Origin of the sequence: Leptotrichia rugosa (genome assembly GCF_041200005.1) — a bacterium.
In the GTDB taxonomy this organism is placed as follows: Bacteria; Fusobacteriota; Fusobacteriia; order Fusobacteriales; family Leptotrichiaceae; genus Leptotrichia; species Leptotrichia rugosa.
Map to the genome: position 1 here is coordinate 1,677,947 of NZ_CP165644.1, position 15,570 is coordinate 1,693,516.

At 31.0% G+C, this 15,570-nt stretch carries 22 protein-coding genes; 1 reads left to right on the forward strand and 21 read right to left on the reverse strand.

What is annotated here, in order from left to right; all coding sequences use genetic code 11:
- Window positions 1-3: 3 nt before the first annotated feature.
- The 7 genes from AB8B22_RS08365 to AB8B22_RS08395 form a co-directional block, all read right to left on the reverse strand.
- A complete protein-coding gene (locus AB8B22_RS08365) occupies window positions 4-471 on the reverse strand; it encodes a phage baseplate protein (protein WP_369710766.1) in 468 nt (155 codons plus the stop codon).
- 78 nt (window positions 472-549) lie between these two features.
- A complete protein-coding gene (locus AB8B22_RS08370; RefSeq protein WP_369710767.1) occupies window positions 550-1,566 on the reverse strand; it encodes an STAS-like domain-containing protein in 1,017 nt (338 codons plus the stop codon).
- A gap of 514 nt (window positions 1,567-2,080) precedes the next feature.
- Window positions 2,081-2,617 (reverse strand): XkdQ/YqbQ family protein, encoded by a 537-nt coding sequence (locus tag AB8B22_RS08375; RefSeq protein WP_369710768.1) that lies wholly within the window; start codon window positions 2,615-2,617, stop codon window positions 2,081-2,083.
- A 29-nt stretch (window positions 2,618-2,646) separates the two neighbouring features.
- Window positions 2,647-3,408 carry a phage late control D family protein gene (locus tag AB8B22_RS08380; RefSeq protein ID WP_369710769.1) on the reverse strand — a complete coding sequence of 254 codons (762 nt, stop codon included), beginning with the start codon at window positions 3,406-3,408 and terminating at the stop codon, window positions 2,647-2,649.
- 24 nt (window positions 3,409-3,432) lie between these two features.
- Complete coding sequence (locus AB8B22_RS08385; protein WP_369710770.1) at window positions 3,433-3,654, reverse strand: tail protein X; 222 nt, start codon at window positions 3,652-3,654, stop codon at window positions 3,433-3,435.
- Window positions 3,654-4,235 (reverse strand): hypothetical protein, encoded by a 582-nt coding sequence (locus AB8B22_RS08390; protein ID WP_369710771.1) that lies wholly within the window; start codon window positions 4,233-4,235, stop codon window positions 3,654-3,656. The genes AB8B22_RS08385 and AB8B22_RS08390 overlap by 1 nt, the downstream gene beginning before the upstream one ends.
- Entirely contained in the window at window positions 4,175-6,607 is a 2,433-nt protein-coding gene (locus AB8B22_RS08395; protein ID WP_369710772.1) for a phage tail tape measure protein, read from the reverse strand. The genes AB8B22_RS08390 and AB8B22_RS08395 overlap by 61 nt, the downstream gene beginning before the upstream one ends.
- Before the next feature lie 79 nt (window positions 6,608-6,686).
- Here AB8B22_RS08395 and AB8B22_RS08400 point away from each other — a divergent pair, with 79 nt between their 5' ends.
- On the forward strand, window positions 6,687-7,001 hold the full coding sequence (locus AB8B22_RS08400) for a hypothetical protein (RefSeq protein WP_369710773.1): 315 nt from the start codon (window positions 6,687-6,689) through the stop codon (window positions 6,999-7,001).
- Window positions 7,002-7,015: 14 nt separating this feature from the next.
- On the opposite strand, the gene AB8B22_RS08405 is transcribed toward AB8B22_RS08400, so the two are convergent.
- From AB8B22_RS08405 to AB8B22_RS08470, 14 genes are read right to left on the reverse strand one after another with little or no spacing between them, the layout of a single operon-like run.
- Window positions 7,016-7,195 carry a hypothetical protein gene (locus tag AB8B22_RS08405; RefSeq protein WP_369710774.1) on the reverse strand — a complete coding sequence of 60 codons (180 nt, stop codon included), beginning with the start codon at window positions 7,193-7,195 and terminating at the stop codon, window positions 7,016-7,018.
- A gap of 14 nt (window positions 7,196-7,209) precedes the next feature.
- On the reverse strand, window positions 7,210-7,542 hold the full coding sequence (locus AB8B22_RS08410) for a hypothetical protein (RefSeq protein ID WP_369710775.1): 333 nt from the start codon (window positions 7,540-7,542) through the stop codon (window positions 7,210-7,212).
- Between the two features lie 14 nt (window positions 7,543-7,556).
- Window positions 7,557-8,084 (reverse strand): phage major tail tube protein, encoded by a 528-nt coding sequence (locus AB8B22_RS08415; RefSeq protein ID WP_178937269.1) that lies wholly within the window; start codon window positions 8,082-8,084, stop codon window positions 7,557-7,559.
- Window positions 8,085-8,101: 17 nt separating this feature from the next.
- Window positions 8,102-9,550, reverse strand: coding sequence for a phage tail sheath protein (locus AB8B22_RS08420; RefSeq protein WP_369710776.1), 1,449 nt, complete (start codon window positions 9,548-9,550; stop codon window positions 8,102-8,104).
- The gene (locus tag AB8B22_RS08425) at window positions 9,540-9,785 is read right to left on the reverse strand and encodes a hypothetical protein (protein WP_178937267.1); all 246 of its coding nucleotides are present in this window, start codon (window positions 9,783-9,785) and stop codon (window positions 9,540-9,542) included. Before AB8B22_RS08425 ends, AB8B22_RS08420 begins: the two co-directional genes overlap by 11 nt.
- 10 nt (window positions 9,786-9,795) lie before the next feature.
- Window positions 9,796-10,290: a hypothetical protein gene (locus AB8B22_RS08430; protein ID WP_178937266.1), complete on the reverse strand. Its 495-nt coding sequence runs from the start codon at window positions 10,288-10,290 to the stop codon at window positions 9,796-9,798.
- A complete protein-coding gene (locus AB8B22_RS08435) occupies window positions 10,287-10,835 on the reverse strand; it encodes a phage tail protein (protein ID WP_369711945.1) in 549 nt (182 codons plus the stop codon). Before AB8B22_RS08435 ends, AB8B22_RS08430 begins: the two co-directional genes overlap by 4 nt.
- On the reverse strand, window positions 10,835-11,164 hold the full coding sequence (locus AB8B22_RS08440) for a hypothetical protein (RefSeq protein WP_369710777.1): 330 nt from the start codon (window positions 11,162-11,164) through the stop codon (window positions 10,835-10,837). Before AB8B22_RS08440 ends, AB8B22_RS08435 begins: the two co-directional genes overlap by 1 nt.
- A 9-nt stretch (window positions 11,165-11,173) precedes the next feature.
- The gene (locus tag AB8B22_RS08445; RefSeq protein ID WP_369710778.1) at window positions 11,174-11,374 is read right to left on the reverse strand and encodes a GTP-binding protein LepA; all 201 of its coding nucleotides are present in this window, start codon (window positions 11,372-11,374) and stop codon (window positions 11,174-11,176) included.
- A 9-nt stretch (window positions 11,375-11,383) separates the two neighbouring features.
- Window positions 11,384-12,397 carry a major capsid protein gene (locus tag AB8B22_RS08450; RefSeq protein ID WP_369710779.1) on the reverse strand — a complete coding sequence of 338 codons (1,014 nt, stop codon included), beginning with the start codon at window positions 12,395-12,397 and terminating at the stop codon, window positions 11,384-11,386.
- The gene (locus tag AB8B22_RS08455; RefSeq protein WP_369710780.1) at window positions 12,397-12,732 is read right to left on the reverse strand and encodes a hypothetical protein; all 336 of its coding nucleotides are present in this window, start codon (window positions 12,730-12,732) and stop codon (window positions 12,397-12,399) included. Before AB8B22_RS08455 ends, AB8B22_RS08450 begins: the two co-directional genes overlap by 1 nt.
- The gene (locus tag AB8B22_RS08460; RefSeq protein ID WP_369710781.1) at window positions 12,733-13,803 is read right to left on the reverse strand and encodes a head maturation protease, ClpP-related; all 1,071 of its coding nucleotides are present in this window, start codon (window positions 13,801-13,803) and stop codon (window positions 12,733-12,735) included.
- Entirely contained in the window at window positions 13,763-15,316 is a 1,554-nt protein-coding gene (locus tag AB8B22_RS08465) for a phage portal protein (RefSeq protein ID WP_369710782.1), read from the reverse strand. Before AB8B22_RS08465 ends, AB8B22_RS08460 begins: the two co-directional genes overlap by 41 nt.
- A 14-nt stretch (window positions 15,317-15,330) precedes the next feature.
- On the reverse strand, window positions 15,331-15,561 hold the full coding sequence (locus tag AB8B22_RS08470) for a DUF6148 family protein (RefSeq protein ID WP_369710783.1): 231 nt from the start codon (window positions 15,559-15,561) through the stop codon (window positions 15,331-15,333).
- Window positions 15,562-15,570: the final 9 nt, after the last annotated feature.

Sequence of the window (15,570 nt, forward strand, 5' to 3'; positions counted from 1 at the left end):
CCATTATTCAGGACCTCCTGTCTTATCTCCGCCGGCGGTAACACCATCGTGCTTATGAGTATTAAGATTAATACTTCCACCTGTGATAGTAGTTCCACTGACAGTCAAATTCCCATTAACAGTAGTATTTGCATTAATTACAACTTCCGATACAGGATTAAGTGTTAAAGTTCCATTTGAATAGCTGTAAAACCCTCCATCTGAAAAAGTTCTTTTCACTTCACCCTCCTTGATTTCACTAGCTCTCATTGGACAGCCAAGGATATAACCAACTTCAGGCATATCTGGAAGTGATAAAACCAATACACTTTGACCTACAGCTAGATTATAAGAATCGCTGTGACTGTCGGAAAAAGGAACTAATATATTAAGCCAGTCACTTACTTTGTTATCTCTATCAAGGAAAATAACTCTTGCTTTTCCATTTTTTACATCAATACTGTTTATTTCTCCCTGTTTTATTAAATCCATCTATTTTCACCACCTTTCAAAAATTTTGCAACAAAAAATCACAGCTAAATTAATAACTGTGACTTCAATTTTCTTTTATTATTTTTGACTTCTCTTTATCATAAAATCAACTTCAGCATTTGCATTTATTGGTATTATTTGTATCTCTGGATTTTTATTCTTATATACTCTAAAGATTTCATCCGCAAATCCTTGACCTATTGTTTTAATACCGTCAAAATCTAAAAATATTACTTTAAATTTATCTGCATTCAGCAATATTCTTTTCGCTTTTGAACGAGACACAAACGATTCACCTAGATACTCTTTTGCCAAGTGAACAGTTATAGTTGTCCTATCGAAAATATACTCATCATTTGTATATTTTTCAAATACTTCGTGTGCTGTTCTATCAGTATCTTTATTCAAGAAAAATAACACTCTTGTCCCTTCAACTTTATCTTCAATTCCAACGCTTTCAAAATTATACAATTCATGTCTATTACCAGTAAAAAATTCCTTATCAAAAGAATTTATAAAAAAGTCATCAACTACTTTGGATGTAAAGAATATTCCTTCTCCACTATGGTTTACTGAATCCGAAGTTAGTTTTCCTTTTCTCAATTCAAATATTGCTTGATTTTCATTTTCTAAATTATGGTCTTTTTTAATTTTCTTAAATATTCCAATTCCATTATCCTGTATACATACAACAATTTCTTTGTAATTTTCAGCATATAAAATTGAAATTTTATCACCACCTGAATGTTCTATAGCATTATTTAGCATTTCTGTAAAAGTATACACTAGAAGATCCCTTACATTTTCTTTCTTATCCTTTTCATACTTTGAAATAAAGTCTTCATAAACAACATCTTCTTCTAAATTTATGTTATCATATTGCTTAGTCTCATTAACATAAAATTTTAATCTGTACTTGCTCTTTGACTCTTTTTCAACTATGTCTTTATCAATAAATTCTTTTATATATTTAGATACCGTTTGCCTACTAATAGGATATTTTTCAAGCACTTCTTTAAAAACATTTCCATTTTTATAAATTGTTTCTATGATAAAGTCTTTTATTTCTTCTCTGTACTTTTTACTAAAGCTCATACTCTTAACCTCCTAATATAGAAGTATGTAAACTTAAATAAATATTTTAAAATTTTAAGTTTACAATTTAAGTATACATTACTTTTTTGTTAAAGTCAACTACTTTTTATTAATCACAGTTATTATATTTAGTTGTCATTGTCCGTATTTTTCTTGACATTTTTATAAAATATGATACAATTATATTGTAATGATTAATAAGACTTTCAATTAAGCCCTTTTACAGCTAGGGCTTTTTTTATTTGTCTTTCTTTTTATGTTCTATGTATCTTAGTACCCAATGAATAACAATTACAATTAGTACCAAAATATTTAATATCATTTCAAAATTTTTCATTTTATTTTTTCTTCCTTTTTTTAGTTTTTTGTTTTTTATTGTAATATTTTAGAACTTCTAAAATTATTTCTAAAACTAATGTAATGATTTTTATAAAACTTTCTAAATCCATTCTGCTCCTTTCCAATCATTACAATAATTGTATATAATTTTATATTGTCATTGTCCTACAAAACTCTATTTCTTTTTACCAGATTTTTTAGTGCTCTTACTATTTTTCCTATCTCTCACTTTTTTGCCTGTTTTCTTTGTACTTTTCTTACTTTTTGACTTTTTAGAACCTTTCTTTTTAGCTTTTTCAGCTTCCTTTTTCTTCTGCTCTTCCTTAGTCTGCTGTTTAGCTTTTTCGGTAGCCTTTTCTCTAGCACCTATTTTCATCATTTCCATTTCACAAGTGTAATCCCCATTTACAGTGTGAGTAACTTTATCAATGATATATTTTCCTTCAAACTCACCCCAACTTTCATCGAGTTCAATAATTCCACCTGCGACATAATCAGTTGAACCATCTACGGTCAATGTTACTTGACACTCCTGTTTTAAGTTGTCTTTTAAAGTCTTTTTAGCTACTTTTTTGGCAGTACTTTTACCTTTAGTCGTTATCTTTTTTGTCTTTTCTTTTTTGGTTGTTTTAGGTTTAGATTCTGCCTTTTGTTTCAATTTCTCTTTACTGCTTTTAATAGTAGTTTTACTGTTTTTCTTATTTGTTGCCATTCACATCACTTCTTTTTGCTATTTAATTTTTATGAATCAGTTTCTACATTATTTCGTTTTTCTAATTCTTCTTTTGTAATTATTTCCCTAATTATCTTTTTCTTATCTGCATCATAATAACTAACTTCAACCTTGTCATAAATTTCCTTATTTTTCTTCTTCAATGAAAAACTTCTTATCCTGTAATCGTGTATATTCCACTTTTCTATTGTTTCATTTTCTTCCATCTTTTCGTCATCAAAAATAATTATTTTATCGTCAGATAATTTCATATTAAGTCCTGTTTCCTTCACAACACGATTGATAAATTCCAAGTCTGTTTCTTTGTCTTGATCCAGCCTTTTATAAAATTCATCTTCACAATGTATTTCAGCACTCATTTCATGTTTACTCGCTATTTGGGTAACCAATTCTTTAAGTGTTACATTTTCCCAAGCTCTGCTATTTTTCTGATCTCTTATATTTTGATTCAAAGGCAAGGCAATACATTTTAATGTTACTCTATCATTGTCAAAAGTTGGTTCATCTACATAAAATGTTCCCAATTCCAAAAATTTTCCATCAGATTCACCCAAATCTTCAAATATTCCAACCACAAGCTGTGCATTTTCATCAGGATACCATTCTTTTAACCATCTATAATCTAAATTCTCCAATTCTATTTCTAAATCGTCAATAGCGTTTTTTGAGTTGTCAGTATAAGTGACAGAAGAAATGGAATGTGCTATTTCTTCTGAAATATCCTTTTTGTTGAAAAACACTAAGACCTTTATATTTCTTGCATATCCCATACTTTATCACCTCTTTTATCTTTTTTATCTTTTCCACGGTGGCAACTTATCTATATCCTCATTAGCTCCAGTATCTACAAAATCTGGAATAATAATAGGTATGTTAGAATCGAATATAGCAATATCTATAAGATTTAGATTAGCCCTTATTAAATCGTGAAAATAACCTTCTGTGCCGTATACTTTGTACGAAATCAAATCCCAAGTGTCACCATTTTTAGTTCTGTATACTCTCGTTTTTGCCATTATCCAAATGCCACCCTTCTTTTACGGTTTTCTCTGTCTCTTAAAACTCTTTCGACAGCTTGTGCTATTGCATTAGGATTAGAACCATTACCAACCGTTATCGCTATATTAATTGTATCTCCACCAAAACTATTTCCTCCATTATTTTTAGATTTACTAACTCTTTCTTTAACCTTTCCTATTCTATCGCTAAGAGTATTTCTCGTTTGGGAATTATTCAAAATTTGAGTTCCTTTTGGTAAATTTAACATCATTTCATGTTCAGCCAGGAATGCGAGTTGTCCTGGAACCTTGATAAGTTCCGCTCCACGCTCTGCTACAGTAGTATACCCACCTTCAAAATAGTTAGTTCCCGTCCAATGTTTTCCAAAACCTAAAACTCCTCCTATATTTGAAGCTAAGTTTTTTAAATTGTTCCACTGGTCTTTAAACCAATTAAATAATCCGCTCAATATAGTTTTGGCACCGCCTACAAATGAACTTATACCACCTTTAACTGCATTCCACACTCCACTTACAATTAGAATTTCATTCCATTTTCCAGTAAAAAAGCAACAAATAATTGAAAAATTCCTTTCCATATTCCCACTGCAACTCTAAACGCTCCCGAAACCATTTGCATTACACCTCTAACTACTGCAATAATAAGTTTAAAAGTATTTCCTAGTGATTTCACAGCTGCTATTGCTACTCTAATTGCAATAATCAATACCACTTTAATAACAGTTCCTATTGCTGAAATAACTGGTTTTAAACTATTCCATACCGCTCTCATTGCAGGTGCTGAAGAAACCATTAAACTCTTTACCCGTTGTATTGCCTGACCTAAGGTTTGCTTTAAAACTCTGCCCAATTCTTTTACATGCGGTGCAATTTGCTTCATTGCATTATTCACACCGTTTCTAAACCAAGTTGACTTTTTATATAAAATTACAAAAATGGCAACTAATCCAACTAATGCACCAACTATCACTCCTACAGGATTTGCTAAAAATGCTCCTTTCAAAGCTATTCCAACCATTTTTATTACACTTATTAATTTTTTAAAAGTAGCTAAAGGATGAGCAAACATTGAAAAAATTTTTAACGAACCTGAAAATCCTTTACCCAGTCCATTAACCGCTAATTTTATAGCATTAAACGGATTTAATGATTTTAATGCGATTTTACCTAACCCACCAAAAGATTTTACAGCAATAGAACCTACTCCTTTAAATACACTTCCTAATTTTGCAACTGTCGGAAATGCTTTAGCTATTCCTGCTGTAAATCCCAATCCCTTAACAGCTGATAGCTTCTGAAAAATTGAAACGGTTGAACTTAAAGTTCTGGCAAGAGGTGCTCCAACTTTAATAGCTCCACCTACTCCTAAATTAAATAATGCAAAAGCTCCAACTGCTTTCATAATACCTGCTGCAAGTTGTGGATTTTTTTGCACGAAATCTGCAATACTTTTTACAACTGGCTTTAAACTATTTGTTAAACTCAATAATGATGGTGCCAGAGCAGATCCTAAGTCAATTCCTATATTAACTAAATTGTTTTTTAGCGTATCTAATGCTGTTTTTAAAGTCTTTAATCTATCGGCATACTCCTTATCCACACTTCCTGCTGTTTTTGCTTTATTATGAACATTTTCAAAAGCTCCTCCTAAATCATCTAAATGATTCATCAACTCTGTTACTGACTGTATACTCTCTTTACCAAATAAATTTTTCAAAGTTGCAGCTCTTAAATGTTCAGGAAGCTGTTTTACTTTTGATAATACATTAATTATCGTTTTATCTGCATTAACTTGCATATCTTTTGCTACTTGCTCGGCACTTAATCCCAAACTTTCAAATGCCTTTTTTTGTGTATTCGTTGCACTTGTTCCGGCAACTAATCCCAAAGAAAAATTCTTTAAACCTGTTGCTGCCACTTCTGAGTTCACTCCGCTTGCAATCAAGGTTGCTCCCATTGCCATAACACTTTCTTTAGAAATACCAGCAATTCCACCAAGCCCTGCTACCCTTTGTGATATATCAACTAACTCAGGAGCAGTTACTGCCACACTATTCGCCAAATAATTTATAACATCTGCATATTCCATAACTTCTTTTTGCCCTATGCCAAACTGAGCTCTTGTTTTAGCCAAGAAATTCCCTGCCGCTTGTGTGTCCATATCAAAGGCAACTTTTATTTTTGAAGCATCTTTTGTATATTGTGCTAATTCTCGTGTGTTTATCCCAGCTTGTGCTCCTGCTCCAGCTATTTCAAACAATTCTTTTTGAGATAGTGGGGAATTGTCACTCAAATTCCTCATTGCCTGATAAAATTCTTTTTCTAATTGTTTAGAGCCAAATTCAGCAACTTTTCTCAAATCTGCCTGTGCTTCTTCCAATTCTATTTTTAATTTCAAAGGGAGAACTGTCGCAGCTCCAGCAGCTAAACCTCTAACAGTTGCCCTATCACCAAAACTTTCAACTTTATCTATAGCTTCAAGTCTATTTTGATGTTGATTCTGAATACTTTTTAACTGTTTATTTACTTCTAATTCTTTATTTACTTTATGAAGAGTGTCTCTGTAATCTTTTAAACTGTGTCCTTCACTTTCTATAGCCTGTTTTGCATTTGAAAAAGCATTTGTTAATTTTGATTTTTCATTAGCCAATTTATTTACATGCTTTTCAGCATCTTTGACAGTTTTAGCAAATTCCGCATTTCCTTGACCTGTACTATTATATTCCTGTTTCAGTTTTTTAAGAGCTTCAGATGAAGTTTTATACTCAGCATTAACTTTAGTTAGTTTTTCTCTAACTTTATCAAAATTTTCTAATTTTTTAGATGTTTTTGACAAATTTTCTGTATTATCTTTCAAAGTTTTAAAACTTTTCGATAATTCTGAAAGCCCTTTAACAGCACCAGCTACCGAAGCTGCCGCAACTATATTAAGTGTTAAATCTTTTGCCATTTTACCTCCTTCCATCCATTGTATTTTTGATGTTTTCGTTGTATAATTTAATATATAAATATAAAAAGAGGTGTTTGTTATGAAAAAAATATACGATAAATACAAAATTTATATTATAAACTTTTTTAAATATTTAACAAAAGATGAAGTTAAACCATACGAAGATAAAATAAAAAATTATTTTAAGAATATTACTGAAAAATCAGCAAAAAAGAATTTTTCTAAAAAAGAAACTAATACAGGACTAAAAATTTTTATAGCTCTTGCTTCATTCCTTATAGCTCTTATATCTTTTCCATTAATTTTTATTTTTGGACCTTTTTGGGTTGCTATCTACCTTTCACTAAGTACATCCATTATGTATGCTTTCTTTTCAAACGATTTAGAGGACTGATGAGTCCTCTTTTTTTATTCACTTTCAGAAATTCTCTTTTCTGAATCTTCTAACAACTTTTCAGCTCTCAAATTCCAATATTCTAATTCATACAATCTGCAATTAATTAAAGTTTCATAACTTACATTTATACTCGTTTTATTTTCATCTGAATAATTTAAAACTTCTACTAAAGTTGTAATACAATCTTGCAAATCTAGTATCTCTTCTACTCTATCGACCCTAAGGTTTCTACTACTTCTGCTTCCTCTATTTCTTCCGAGTCCGTACTTTGTAAAAAAACCCTAACAGCATTTACAATTTTCACGCAATCTCTAGCATTTAATTTCAAGAAATCTCCATATTTAATTCCGCTTGATTCTGAAGCAACTGTTAGATACCATCCATATTCCAACTCTTTTATCATTGAATTTTTATTTCTTGTATAATACTCCCTTTCAGCTTCAATTAATGTTAAACCTGTCATCTCTTCCAAATCTAAATTAATTTCTTTATATTTTTTACTCCCTAAACTATATTCTTTTGATAATTTTACAATCATTCTATCCTCCTATTTTATATTAATCCTAGCAATCTTCTAATTTTACTGTTAGTTTGCCCATTTACATTACTTATTCTATTGAATACATCAATATTAGCTATTTCTTTTCCGTCTATTTCCATTTTGTAATAACTTACTGTTAAATCAAAAGAAGCTTCAAGTTTAGATCCTGGTTTTAATTTTGGACCATCGAACTTCTTAATCATTCCCTTAAAAGTAGCATCTATTCCCACAAAAGTAGGAGCATGTGTGAGTTTGTTCATTTTTTGAATAACTCCTTTACACTCAATTAAAAGTTCATTGTTGTTATTGAAATTTAAAAGTGTTTCATCCACACAGTCCATTTTTATTTTTGCTTCAAGTTTTTTATAATGCCCAGTAAGTGCTGCTTCGTATTCTGATACCATCCCAATTTGTTCGATATTAACAGATGAAGTTTCGAGATTAGGCAATTCTACCTCTCCAACCCCTGCGAGTTTACTTGATCCGTTTATATATATTTCAACATCATTTAACGCCGTTGGTATTTGGTGTTTTCCCATTATTTTACCTCCTTAAATTATTGTTTTAATGCTTGAGCAAATGTCTCCAATGCTTTTACATCATATTTCTTCTTAAATGTCATAGATTTCATTGCTGGTATTACTCCAAGATTGATTGTCCATGTTATATCCCCATTTATTACATTTTCTAAAGTATTATCTTCTTCGGACAAAACAGCTTCAGCTGATAAAAAGTGATTAGCTGACACCAAACCTTTAAGCCGAATATTTACAGATTTTGTAACCGTTTCAGCTAATTTTAAAGAGAATTTTTGGTCAACTGAATTAAAATATGTAATAACCAGTTCATTACCCACATATTTAAACATTCGACGTGTGTATGTAAACTTATCTTTTGGATCTGTTGCTAACGGATTTTTAGCCGTTTCAGACCCCCAACATCTCCAGTCTTTGAAGTTAATCGCAGTAATTGCCCCATTTTTATTCAAAAAATTAGCCTGCTGTTCCTTGTCTAATCTAATTTCTTCAAATACTCCATCTGCATTTTTATAAGCTAATGCATCCATTTTATACGAATAATTAGAAGGAGTTTGAGAAGGTATTCCGTCAAATTCAGAATCGGTTTTCAAAGAAAGTGCCGCATAATGTAATGACGGAAAATAAACATTGTCAGCAAGTTTAATATTTCCATAAAGCACGATTTGATCCTTTGATATTATATTTTTTTCATCTTTCCAACTTGGGATTTCATCATATCTTTTATTGTTAGGTGCGTTTATTAAAGCTATTGCTTCAAACATTCCTGTATTTATATTTCCTGCTTTTGTTTCCATAACCGCCGCAACTTCACTTTCGTGAGAAAAATCTGGAATATCTATAAAAGCAGGTAATTCTGAGAATTTTGAATATACTTCATCTACAAGCTCCAAGCCTGTTCTTCTCATTGTATTTGTGTCATATCCGCCTATCGCCTCATTCTTATTAACTTTTGATAAATCTATCTCATTAAATTCAATATCTATTTTGTTTCCTGATGACGGCGTTGCATAAATTTCTAATCCTTCAGCAGTCCAAATTGTTATATCATCCGATATTGGTAAACTTGTCGCATTATCTTTTACTACTAAAGTATCTGTGATTATCTTATGATTATTAATTACTGTTTTTCCTGATTTAAGTTCTATAGCCATCATAGTTTTCTTATTATCTGTTTTATGTTTTTCAACATCTAGGATATTCACAATATATAAAGGTGCTACAGCATAAAGTTCAAAAAATATTTTGATAGCTTGTGAAATTGAAAAATCTAAATCATAAGTGTCACCAAAATATTGAATACCCTCTTTATAAGTTCCGACTCTTACAACTTCGTTTGTTTTTCTATTTTCTTTCTTCAATTTATGAATTGGTGCCATTCCAACAATAAAATGACCGTAATCAAGTGTAACAGGCATGATTAAATCACTCGCAGTTTCAGATTGGTATGTACCATGTTTATAAGCCATTTCTATCCTCCTCTTTTATTTGTTCTTTTAATTGATTTGTAATAACAGTAAAGATATTTTCATTTCTTTCTATTTTTCCAATTACTTCAATATCAATTAGTATTTTTTTTATCAAAGGAAATTTTTCCATTATTTCTTTTATCTTGTCGTTTTCAAAATAAACTACTCCTTTTGAAAAACTAAAATTTTTAAATTCTATATTATTACCTAAATATATGTATTGCTTTTTTTCCATATTTACCTCCTTATAATTTATTAGTATAAACTGATGAAATTGCTTCTCCATAAACTGAAAACGATATTCTTGAGAAAAAATATGGTCTGTATTGATCAGAATGAAATGAAACTTTAAATTCCTTGGTTTGATCTATTACAAACCCTGAACCTTGATTATCAATGTTTAATAATTTATCTTTTACTGGTTTCGTAGTTTCTTCCAATAATTTTTCCATTATTTCATTTGCTAAAGATAAATTTTCTAAATAATCATTTTCACCATTTTCTTTTGTGGCTACCCATATTTCAAACTCAACAGGAGAATCATAGTAATCTATTCCAGCTCTTTCTTGCTTAAATTCAACTATTCTTAATGTAACATAAGGAAAATTCTCTTTATAATTTCCATTTTCCCTATCCTCAAAACTCTTTTGTGGTAAAAATCCCCTATATACTTTGATTCCTTTATTTGAAAGTTCTTTATCGAGAAATTCAAATATTTTTTCCTCTGTATGTTTTATCATCCCATTAACCTTTCAATTTCATGTTCAAAACGCATGTTTAATTTTTCTTCCATAAATCCTTGCAAATATTCTAATATACTATCCTCACCTAACATCTGTGGAGCAGAAGGTCCCATTAATCTTTCTATTGGTAATCTCTTCTCGCTTTTTCTTTTAAAAGCTCCTAATCTTCCATCAGAATAAGCAATAAAAGCATTTGGTATACTTCCGCCTTCTCCTTTTTTTACTGTTGAATTAACAGTCTTTTTATATTTTCCTCTAGTTTTAGGTGTTAATTTAAAATGATCCAGCCCTATAACACTACCAGTTGAAACTATTCTAGCTGTTAAATTTCCACCAGATGACCGTGTGAATTTAATTGAATCACTCAATTCTCCTTTTTTTATTGTATATTTCGATGTAGCTTGTCTCAGCGCTTCTGTTTTTACCATTTCCATACTTCTATTAATGGCATTAGCAAGAGCGTTTGGCATTTTGCCTTTTAAGTTGCCAAAGTTCGATTCGATAAACCTTAATTGACTTTCATCTATTTTTATCTCGAACATCACATTTCCTCATTTCTAAACAAATCTATCTCAAACATATCCATATCTGATTTACTAGCTGCAACTTCATACTTTACACCATCTATTGTTATACTTTCGCCGGTGTGCGGTTGAAGTTTCAGATACGGATAACCTATAAATAAAGTAAATCCGTTCTGAAAAACTCCTTCCTCCGTTGAAATAAGTCCATTTTTCTGTTTATTCTGAAATTTTTCTTCATCAACCACACATATAACTTTTCTTCCATTCAATGTGTGCTCCGTTCCAAATTCGTTACTATTCAGAAATACATTTGCTATATCCGATTTGATTACATCTTTAAATCCCATGAATATCACCTATTTTTTACTTTTGTTATCAGTTTCTTCTAAAGTTCCAATTTTCTTTTCAACTTTATTAGATTTATTTTCTGTAATTTTCTCTATAATACCTCTTTCAATACAATCCTTAGCAACTGTATTTTCAATAATATCAACTTCCTGTCCAGCGTTATATGCTGTTCCGGCATACACCAAAGGACTCAATACCCTGTACTTCATGTCAACCTCCTATTTAACTTTCAATATTTTTATAGCTTCAATATCATAAACCACAGGAAGCGGTCTTGATTCTGTTCTGATTTCTACTGTGTTAGATTTTGAATCTTCATCAGTAAATACTGAACGTTCTGCCACAATAATTCCTTGTTTTACATCTGCCGCAGGACCGTAAATGATCGTATTGTTGCTAGGTGCTAGCAACACTTTACCTTCGGGAATAATTGGCTTACTTTCGTATGTTTTTCCATCAGCTTTTAATACAGAATGTTGCGACTGGTAAGAATAAATTGGAAGTCCAAATGGTGCTAAAGTTCCTATATAGATTGCTCCACCTGCAATTTCTCTAGGATTGATTTCTCCCGCATGATAATTTCTAATATCCAGTAATTTCTGAATTTTTTCATTTTCTACAAATAATTTTGCAGCCACAGGATCCATTAAAATCATTTCAGGTCTTAATCCTGTAGTTTCCCCAATTTTTGTTATAGCCGCCTGTAAATCTCCTATTATATCAGCATTAGGCTGTGTCCATAAAGTAGCAGGAGTAATTTCTTCAACTGTTCCAAATTTTATTTCTCCTTTTATTCCTTCACCTTCCACGATTACTTTTCCATTAAACAAAGCTTCAGTACACATAATTTCTTCACGTCTTGTAATTTGTTCCTCAAATTCCGCAAAAGATTCTGCAAGTAAGTCTGCTTTTCGTTCTTCAGGGCTTTTCCCGCCATAAATTGTTTCCCCTGCTGTTTTGTTAAAAAATAACTCAAAAGCTGAAAAAGTTCTTTTCGGTGCTACTTTTGGAGCTTGAAAAAATTTACTTTCGTAAGTGTTTTTTACCATTTCTGTTCCTGGAATAAATTCAGATACAAAAGGTGCAACAAGCTGTCTTCCTTTTCTAAATTCTATTTCCATTTTTTGATTTTCTGATGTTTTCCTATTTTTAAAATAACTGTCTTTTATAAATGATTTCGGTCTAATCACATTCTGATCATACAACCCAATAAATTCTATTACTGCTGGCATTATTCCTTACCTCCTAATCCTTTTATTACAATACCTTTATCTCTAGCTGCTTTTGTAAAATCTGCTTTTTGTGTACCTGCTTTCACATTTAATCCCTCAAAAATAAATTCCCCTGAAATAGCTACAGTTGTTTTAGTTTTTGCCGTTGTTCCGTCAGCATTTTCCATAACTATTCCAAATAAATCGGTTCCGTCTGAAAGTTCAGCAGTTGCATTTACAGCATCACCTCTTTTTACACTTTTACCTTGTGGAACTTCAAATTCCATATATTTGTGTCCTGTACCGCTCAAAAATTGTTCACTGGTATATTCGTTACCTTTTACTACAAAATCCATTTATTTTCCCTCCTCTGTTTTTTTGTTCATTCTGGAAAAAATAGTCATAATATCAATTCCCATAAACCGTTTTTCTTCTTTTTTACCAGGCGATGTCCCATCGTTCATAGCTGGTGGTGTAAAATTATCTTGACTTTCGTTTTTAATATTTTGCAACTTCTGAGCTTTTTCTTCTTTTTGCTTTTTCAAAATATTAATAGCCAATTCACTAGCTGACATAGGATTAACATATTTAGCATTTTCTATTAATTCGGAATAATTATTGACTCCTATATCATCAATAGCTTTTATTCTTTCCCTTTCTTCCTCTTTTCCAATCTTTTTTCCCTCATTTAATACACAATCATACAAATCAGGAAACCGATTTTTTAACTCCTCTAAAGTCATTTTTACCTCCTTAGTATTTTTTTTATTATCAACAACGGTATCTTTTGCCTTTCTAAAATTTTTAAATTTTGAAATATCAAAAGCCATGTTATTTATAATTAATTTATTTTCTAAAAATTCTTTTCCTACTTCTTCATTCACAATTTCATCAATAAAACCATATTCCTTAGCTGTTTCTGCATCCATCCAAGTTTCATTATCCATTAGTTCAGATAAAGTTTCCTTATCTGTTTTTGTTTTATTTAAATATGTTTCAATAATGCTATTCTTAACCTTATCAAGCATTTCAACAGTTTTTTGCATTTCTTGATTGTTCCCATAAGCAAAAGTAATTGGATTGTGAATCATAAATAAAGCATTTTTAGGCATTCTTACAGTATCACAAGCACTTGTTATAATAGTTGCAGCACTTGCTGCCAAACCATCAATATTTGCCGTCACTTTAGCTTTGTGATTTTTAAGAGTATTTGCTATTGCCACAGCACTAAATACACTCCCACCTGGACTATTTATATGTAAAGTAATATTTTCCACATCTCCAAGGTTTTCTATATCTTGTTTAAATACCTTATCGGATACATCATCCCAATACTCATCACTTCCTATACTCCCATAAAGTATAAGTTCTGCCGTTTTTTCTTCATCAATCTTCACTAGATTCCAAAATTTTAGTTGTTTCGGCATTTATTGCCACTCCTTTCTCTTTTAATAATTTATTTTCTTTTGCTAAAATTCTTACATTTTGTTCAAAATCTCCACCATTAAGCTCTGCTGTTTCTCTAGTTCTAGTTGATAATCCATTATTAATTCTTATAACAGCAGCATTAGCCTCTTTTAGTGGGTCGATCTGTCCTTGTGAAGGTCCATTCCATTGTGATTTACTCCAAGCCTTATCTATAAGAATATCTGTGCCATAATTTTTTAAATCTATTCTCCCAAGTAAAAAGGCTTCATTTAGCCACTCCTCATATACTATTTGTGTAAAATTAGCAGCAAACCACTCTCTACGCTTCCTAAACATTTTCCATGCTTCCAAAAGTGCTGCTCTACTTGCACTGTAACTAGAAGTAAAATTTTTAATCAACAACTCATAAGGAACTTCCAAAGCACTCCCTATTTGTCTTAAGATACTTGTAACAAATGGGTCAAAATTTGTATTAGGACGACCAGGATTAGCTGTATTTGCTTTTTCCCCTGGATTAAGACCTATTACCATTCCTGGTGCAAGCTCTATTGTGGTATCATCTTCACCATCTACTAGAAGATCATTTCTTACAGATTCTAGTTCTCCAGTATCAGCACCTTCTATGTTATTAGCATCACTTTCAATAAATACTGCATATAATCCACTTATTACCGCAGCCGTCAATTCTGCTTCTGTATAATTTCCGAGTTGCCTCAAAGGTTCAATAACTGGTGATAATACAGGGATACCTCTTATTTGCTCAGGTCTTTCAGTAAACAACAAATGAATTAAATTTCTTTGATTTTCATTACCATATGTTTTTATATATTTTTCTGTAACTAATCCAGTTGCATCTAAAGGATGTTCAGAGGAAATATAATACCCTTCAATACGACCATTTTTATCAATTTTTACACCTTCAACTACGCTTTTATCTGATAAAAGACTATTTGGAGTGTAAACTCTATCTGGTTCTAAAACTTCCAATTTTAAATTATAAGGCTGTTTTGGTGTCTCAAAATAATTTAACTTAATAAAACATTCACCGTTCATCAAAACCGTCAAGAATACAAGTTCTTGCAATTGATAAAAATTCATGATTCCCAAATTATCTATTTTGTCATTCGCCCATAAATCAAATTCTCTTTCAATCAAATTTTCTACTTTTTCAGCTTCTTCATCGCTTATTCCTATAGTTTCATTGTCAATAGCTGCTTTTAATCTCAACCCGCTACCTATTACATTTGTATTAATGGTTTTAAGTGCACCAGTAGCCGTAGCTACTCCCATATACAAATCTCTTGAACGCTCTACAAGTTTTTTTCGATTTTTATAAATATCTTTTTTTACTCCGCCACCTGCACTTTGCCAACCTATCATGGTTTTTTTAGTAGTTGAAGCTCCATGATTAGAATATCCAGTATTCAATATTTCTATTTTTTTTCTAGCATAATACCTTTCTATTCCTTTTTTGGGATCAATTGCCATAACAATTCTATCTATTAGGTTCATAAACACCTCCTATCCTATATACTTCTGTGCACTCCGATTTTCACTCGCCTATTGTTTTTTTTATCTAGCTTGTTGAGTTCATTTTCCCAATAAGCTCTACCTATTTGAATTTCTTTTAAATCTAATCTCGTCAACTCACGAGTTCCTATTTTATAACTTTTACCAGAAAGTAATGCATCTTCTGCATCTAAATATTTCTGTAATTTTTTTTCTATAATTTCTCTCGAATATCTTGAAATTGGCATCTTACCTCC

Coding starts and splice junctions, on each gene's coding strand:
- AB8B22_RS08430 (WP_178937266.1), bottom strand. CDS start 10,290: ATGATAAAACATACAGAGGAAAAAATATTTGAATTTCTCGATAAAGAA.
- AB8B22_RS08365 (WP_369710766.1), bottom strand. CDS start 471: ATGGATTTAATAAAACAGGGAGAAATAAACAGTATTGATGTAAAAAAT.
- AB8B22_RS08425 (WP_178937267.1), bottom strand. CDS start 9,785: ATGGAAAAAAAGCAATACATATATTTAGGTAATAATATAGAATTTAAA.
- AB8B22_RS08375 (WP_369710768.1), bottom strand. CDS start 2,617: ATGGCAACAAATAAGAAAAACAGTAAAACTACTATTAAAAGCAGTAAA.
- AB8B22_RS08465 (WP_369710782.1), bottom strand. CDS start 15,316: ATGAACCTAATAGATAGAATTGTTATGGCAATTGATCCCAAAAAAGGA.
- AB8B22_RS08400 (WP_369710773.1), top strand. CDS start 6,687: ATGAAAAAAATATACGATAAATACAAAATTTATATTATAAACTTTTTT.
- AB8B22_RS08460 (WP_369710781.1), bottom strand. CDS start 13,803: ATGCCGAAACAACTAAAATTTTGGAATCTAGTGAAGATTGATGAAGAA.
- AB8B22_RS08445 (WP_369710778.1), bottom strand. CDS start 11,374: ATGAAGTACAGGGTATTGAGTCCTTTGGTGTATGCCGGAACAGCATAT.
- AB8B22_RS08415 (WP_178937269.1), bottom strand. CDS start 8,084: ATGGGAAAACACCAAATACCAACGGCGTTAAATGATGTTGAAATATAT.
- AB8B22_RS08385 (WP_369710770.1), bottom strand. CDS start 3,654: ATGGCAAAAACGAGAGTATACAGAACTAAAAATGGTGACACTTGGGAT.
- AB8B22_RS08440 (WP_369710777.1), bottom strand. CDS start 11,164: ATGGGATTTAAAGATGTAATCAAATCGGATATAGCAAATGTATTTCTG.
- AB8B22_RS08435 (WP_369711945.1), bottom strand. CDS start 10,835: ATGTTCGAGATAAAAATAGATGAAAGTCAATTAAGGTTTATCGAATCG.
- AB8B22_RS08390 (WP_369710771.1), bottom strand. CDS start 4,235: ATGGAAAGGAATTTTTCAATTATTTGTTGCTTTTTTACTGGAAAATGG.
- AB8B22_RS08470 (WP_369710783.1), bottom strand. CDS start 15,561: ATGCCAATTTCAAGATATTCGAGAGAAATTATAGAAAAAAAATTACAG.
- AB8B22_RS08410 (WP_369710775.1), bottom strand. CDS start 7,542: ATGATTGTAAAATTATCAAAAGAATATAGTTTAGGGAGTAAAAAATAT.
- AB8B22_RS08370 (WP_369710767.1), bottom strand. CDS start 1,566: ATGAGCTTTAGTAAAAAGTACAGAGAAGAAATAAAAGACTTTATCATA.
- AB8B22_RS08455 (WP_369710780.1), bottom strand. CDS start 12,732: ATGGATTTTGTAGTAAAAGGTAACGAATATACCAGTGAACAATTTTTG.
- AB8B22_RS08395 (WP_369710772.1), bottom strand. CDS start 6,607: ATGGCAAAAGATTTAACACTTAATATAGTTGCGGCAGCTTCGGTAGCT.
- AB8B22_RS08380 (WP_369710769.1), bottom strand. CDS start 3,408: ATGGGATATGCAAGAAATATAAAGGTCTTAGTGTTTTTCAACAAAAAG.
- AB8B22_RS08420 (WP_369710776.1), bottom strand. CDS start 9,550: ATGGCTTATAAACATGGTACATACCAATCTGAAACTGCGAGTGATTTA.
- AB8B22_RS08450 (WP_369710779.1), bottom strand. CDS start 12,397: ATGCCAGCAGTAATAGAATTTATTGGGTTGTATGATCAGAATGTGATT.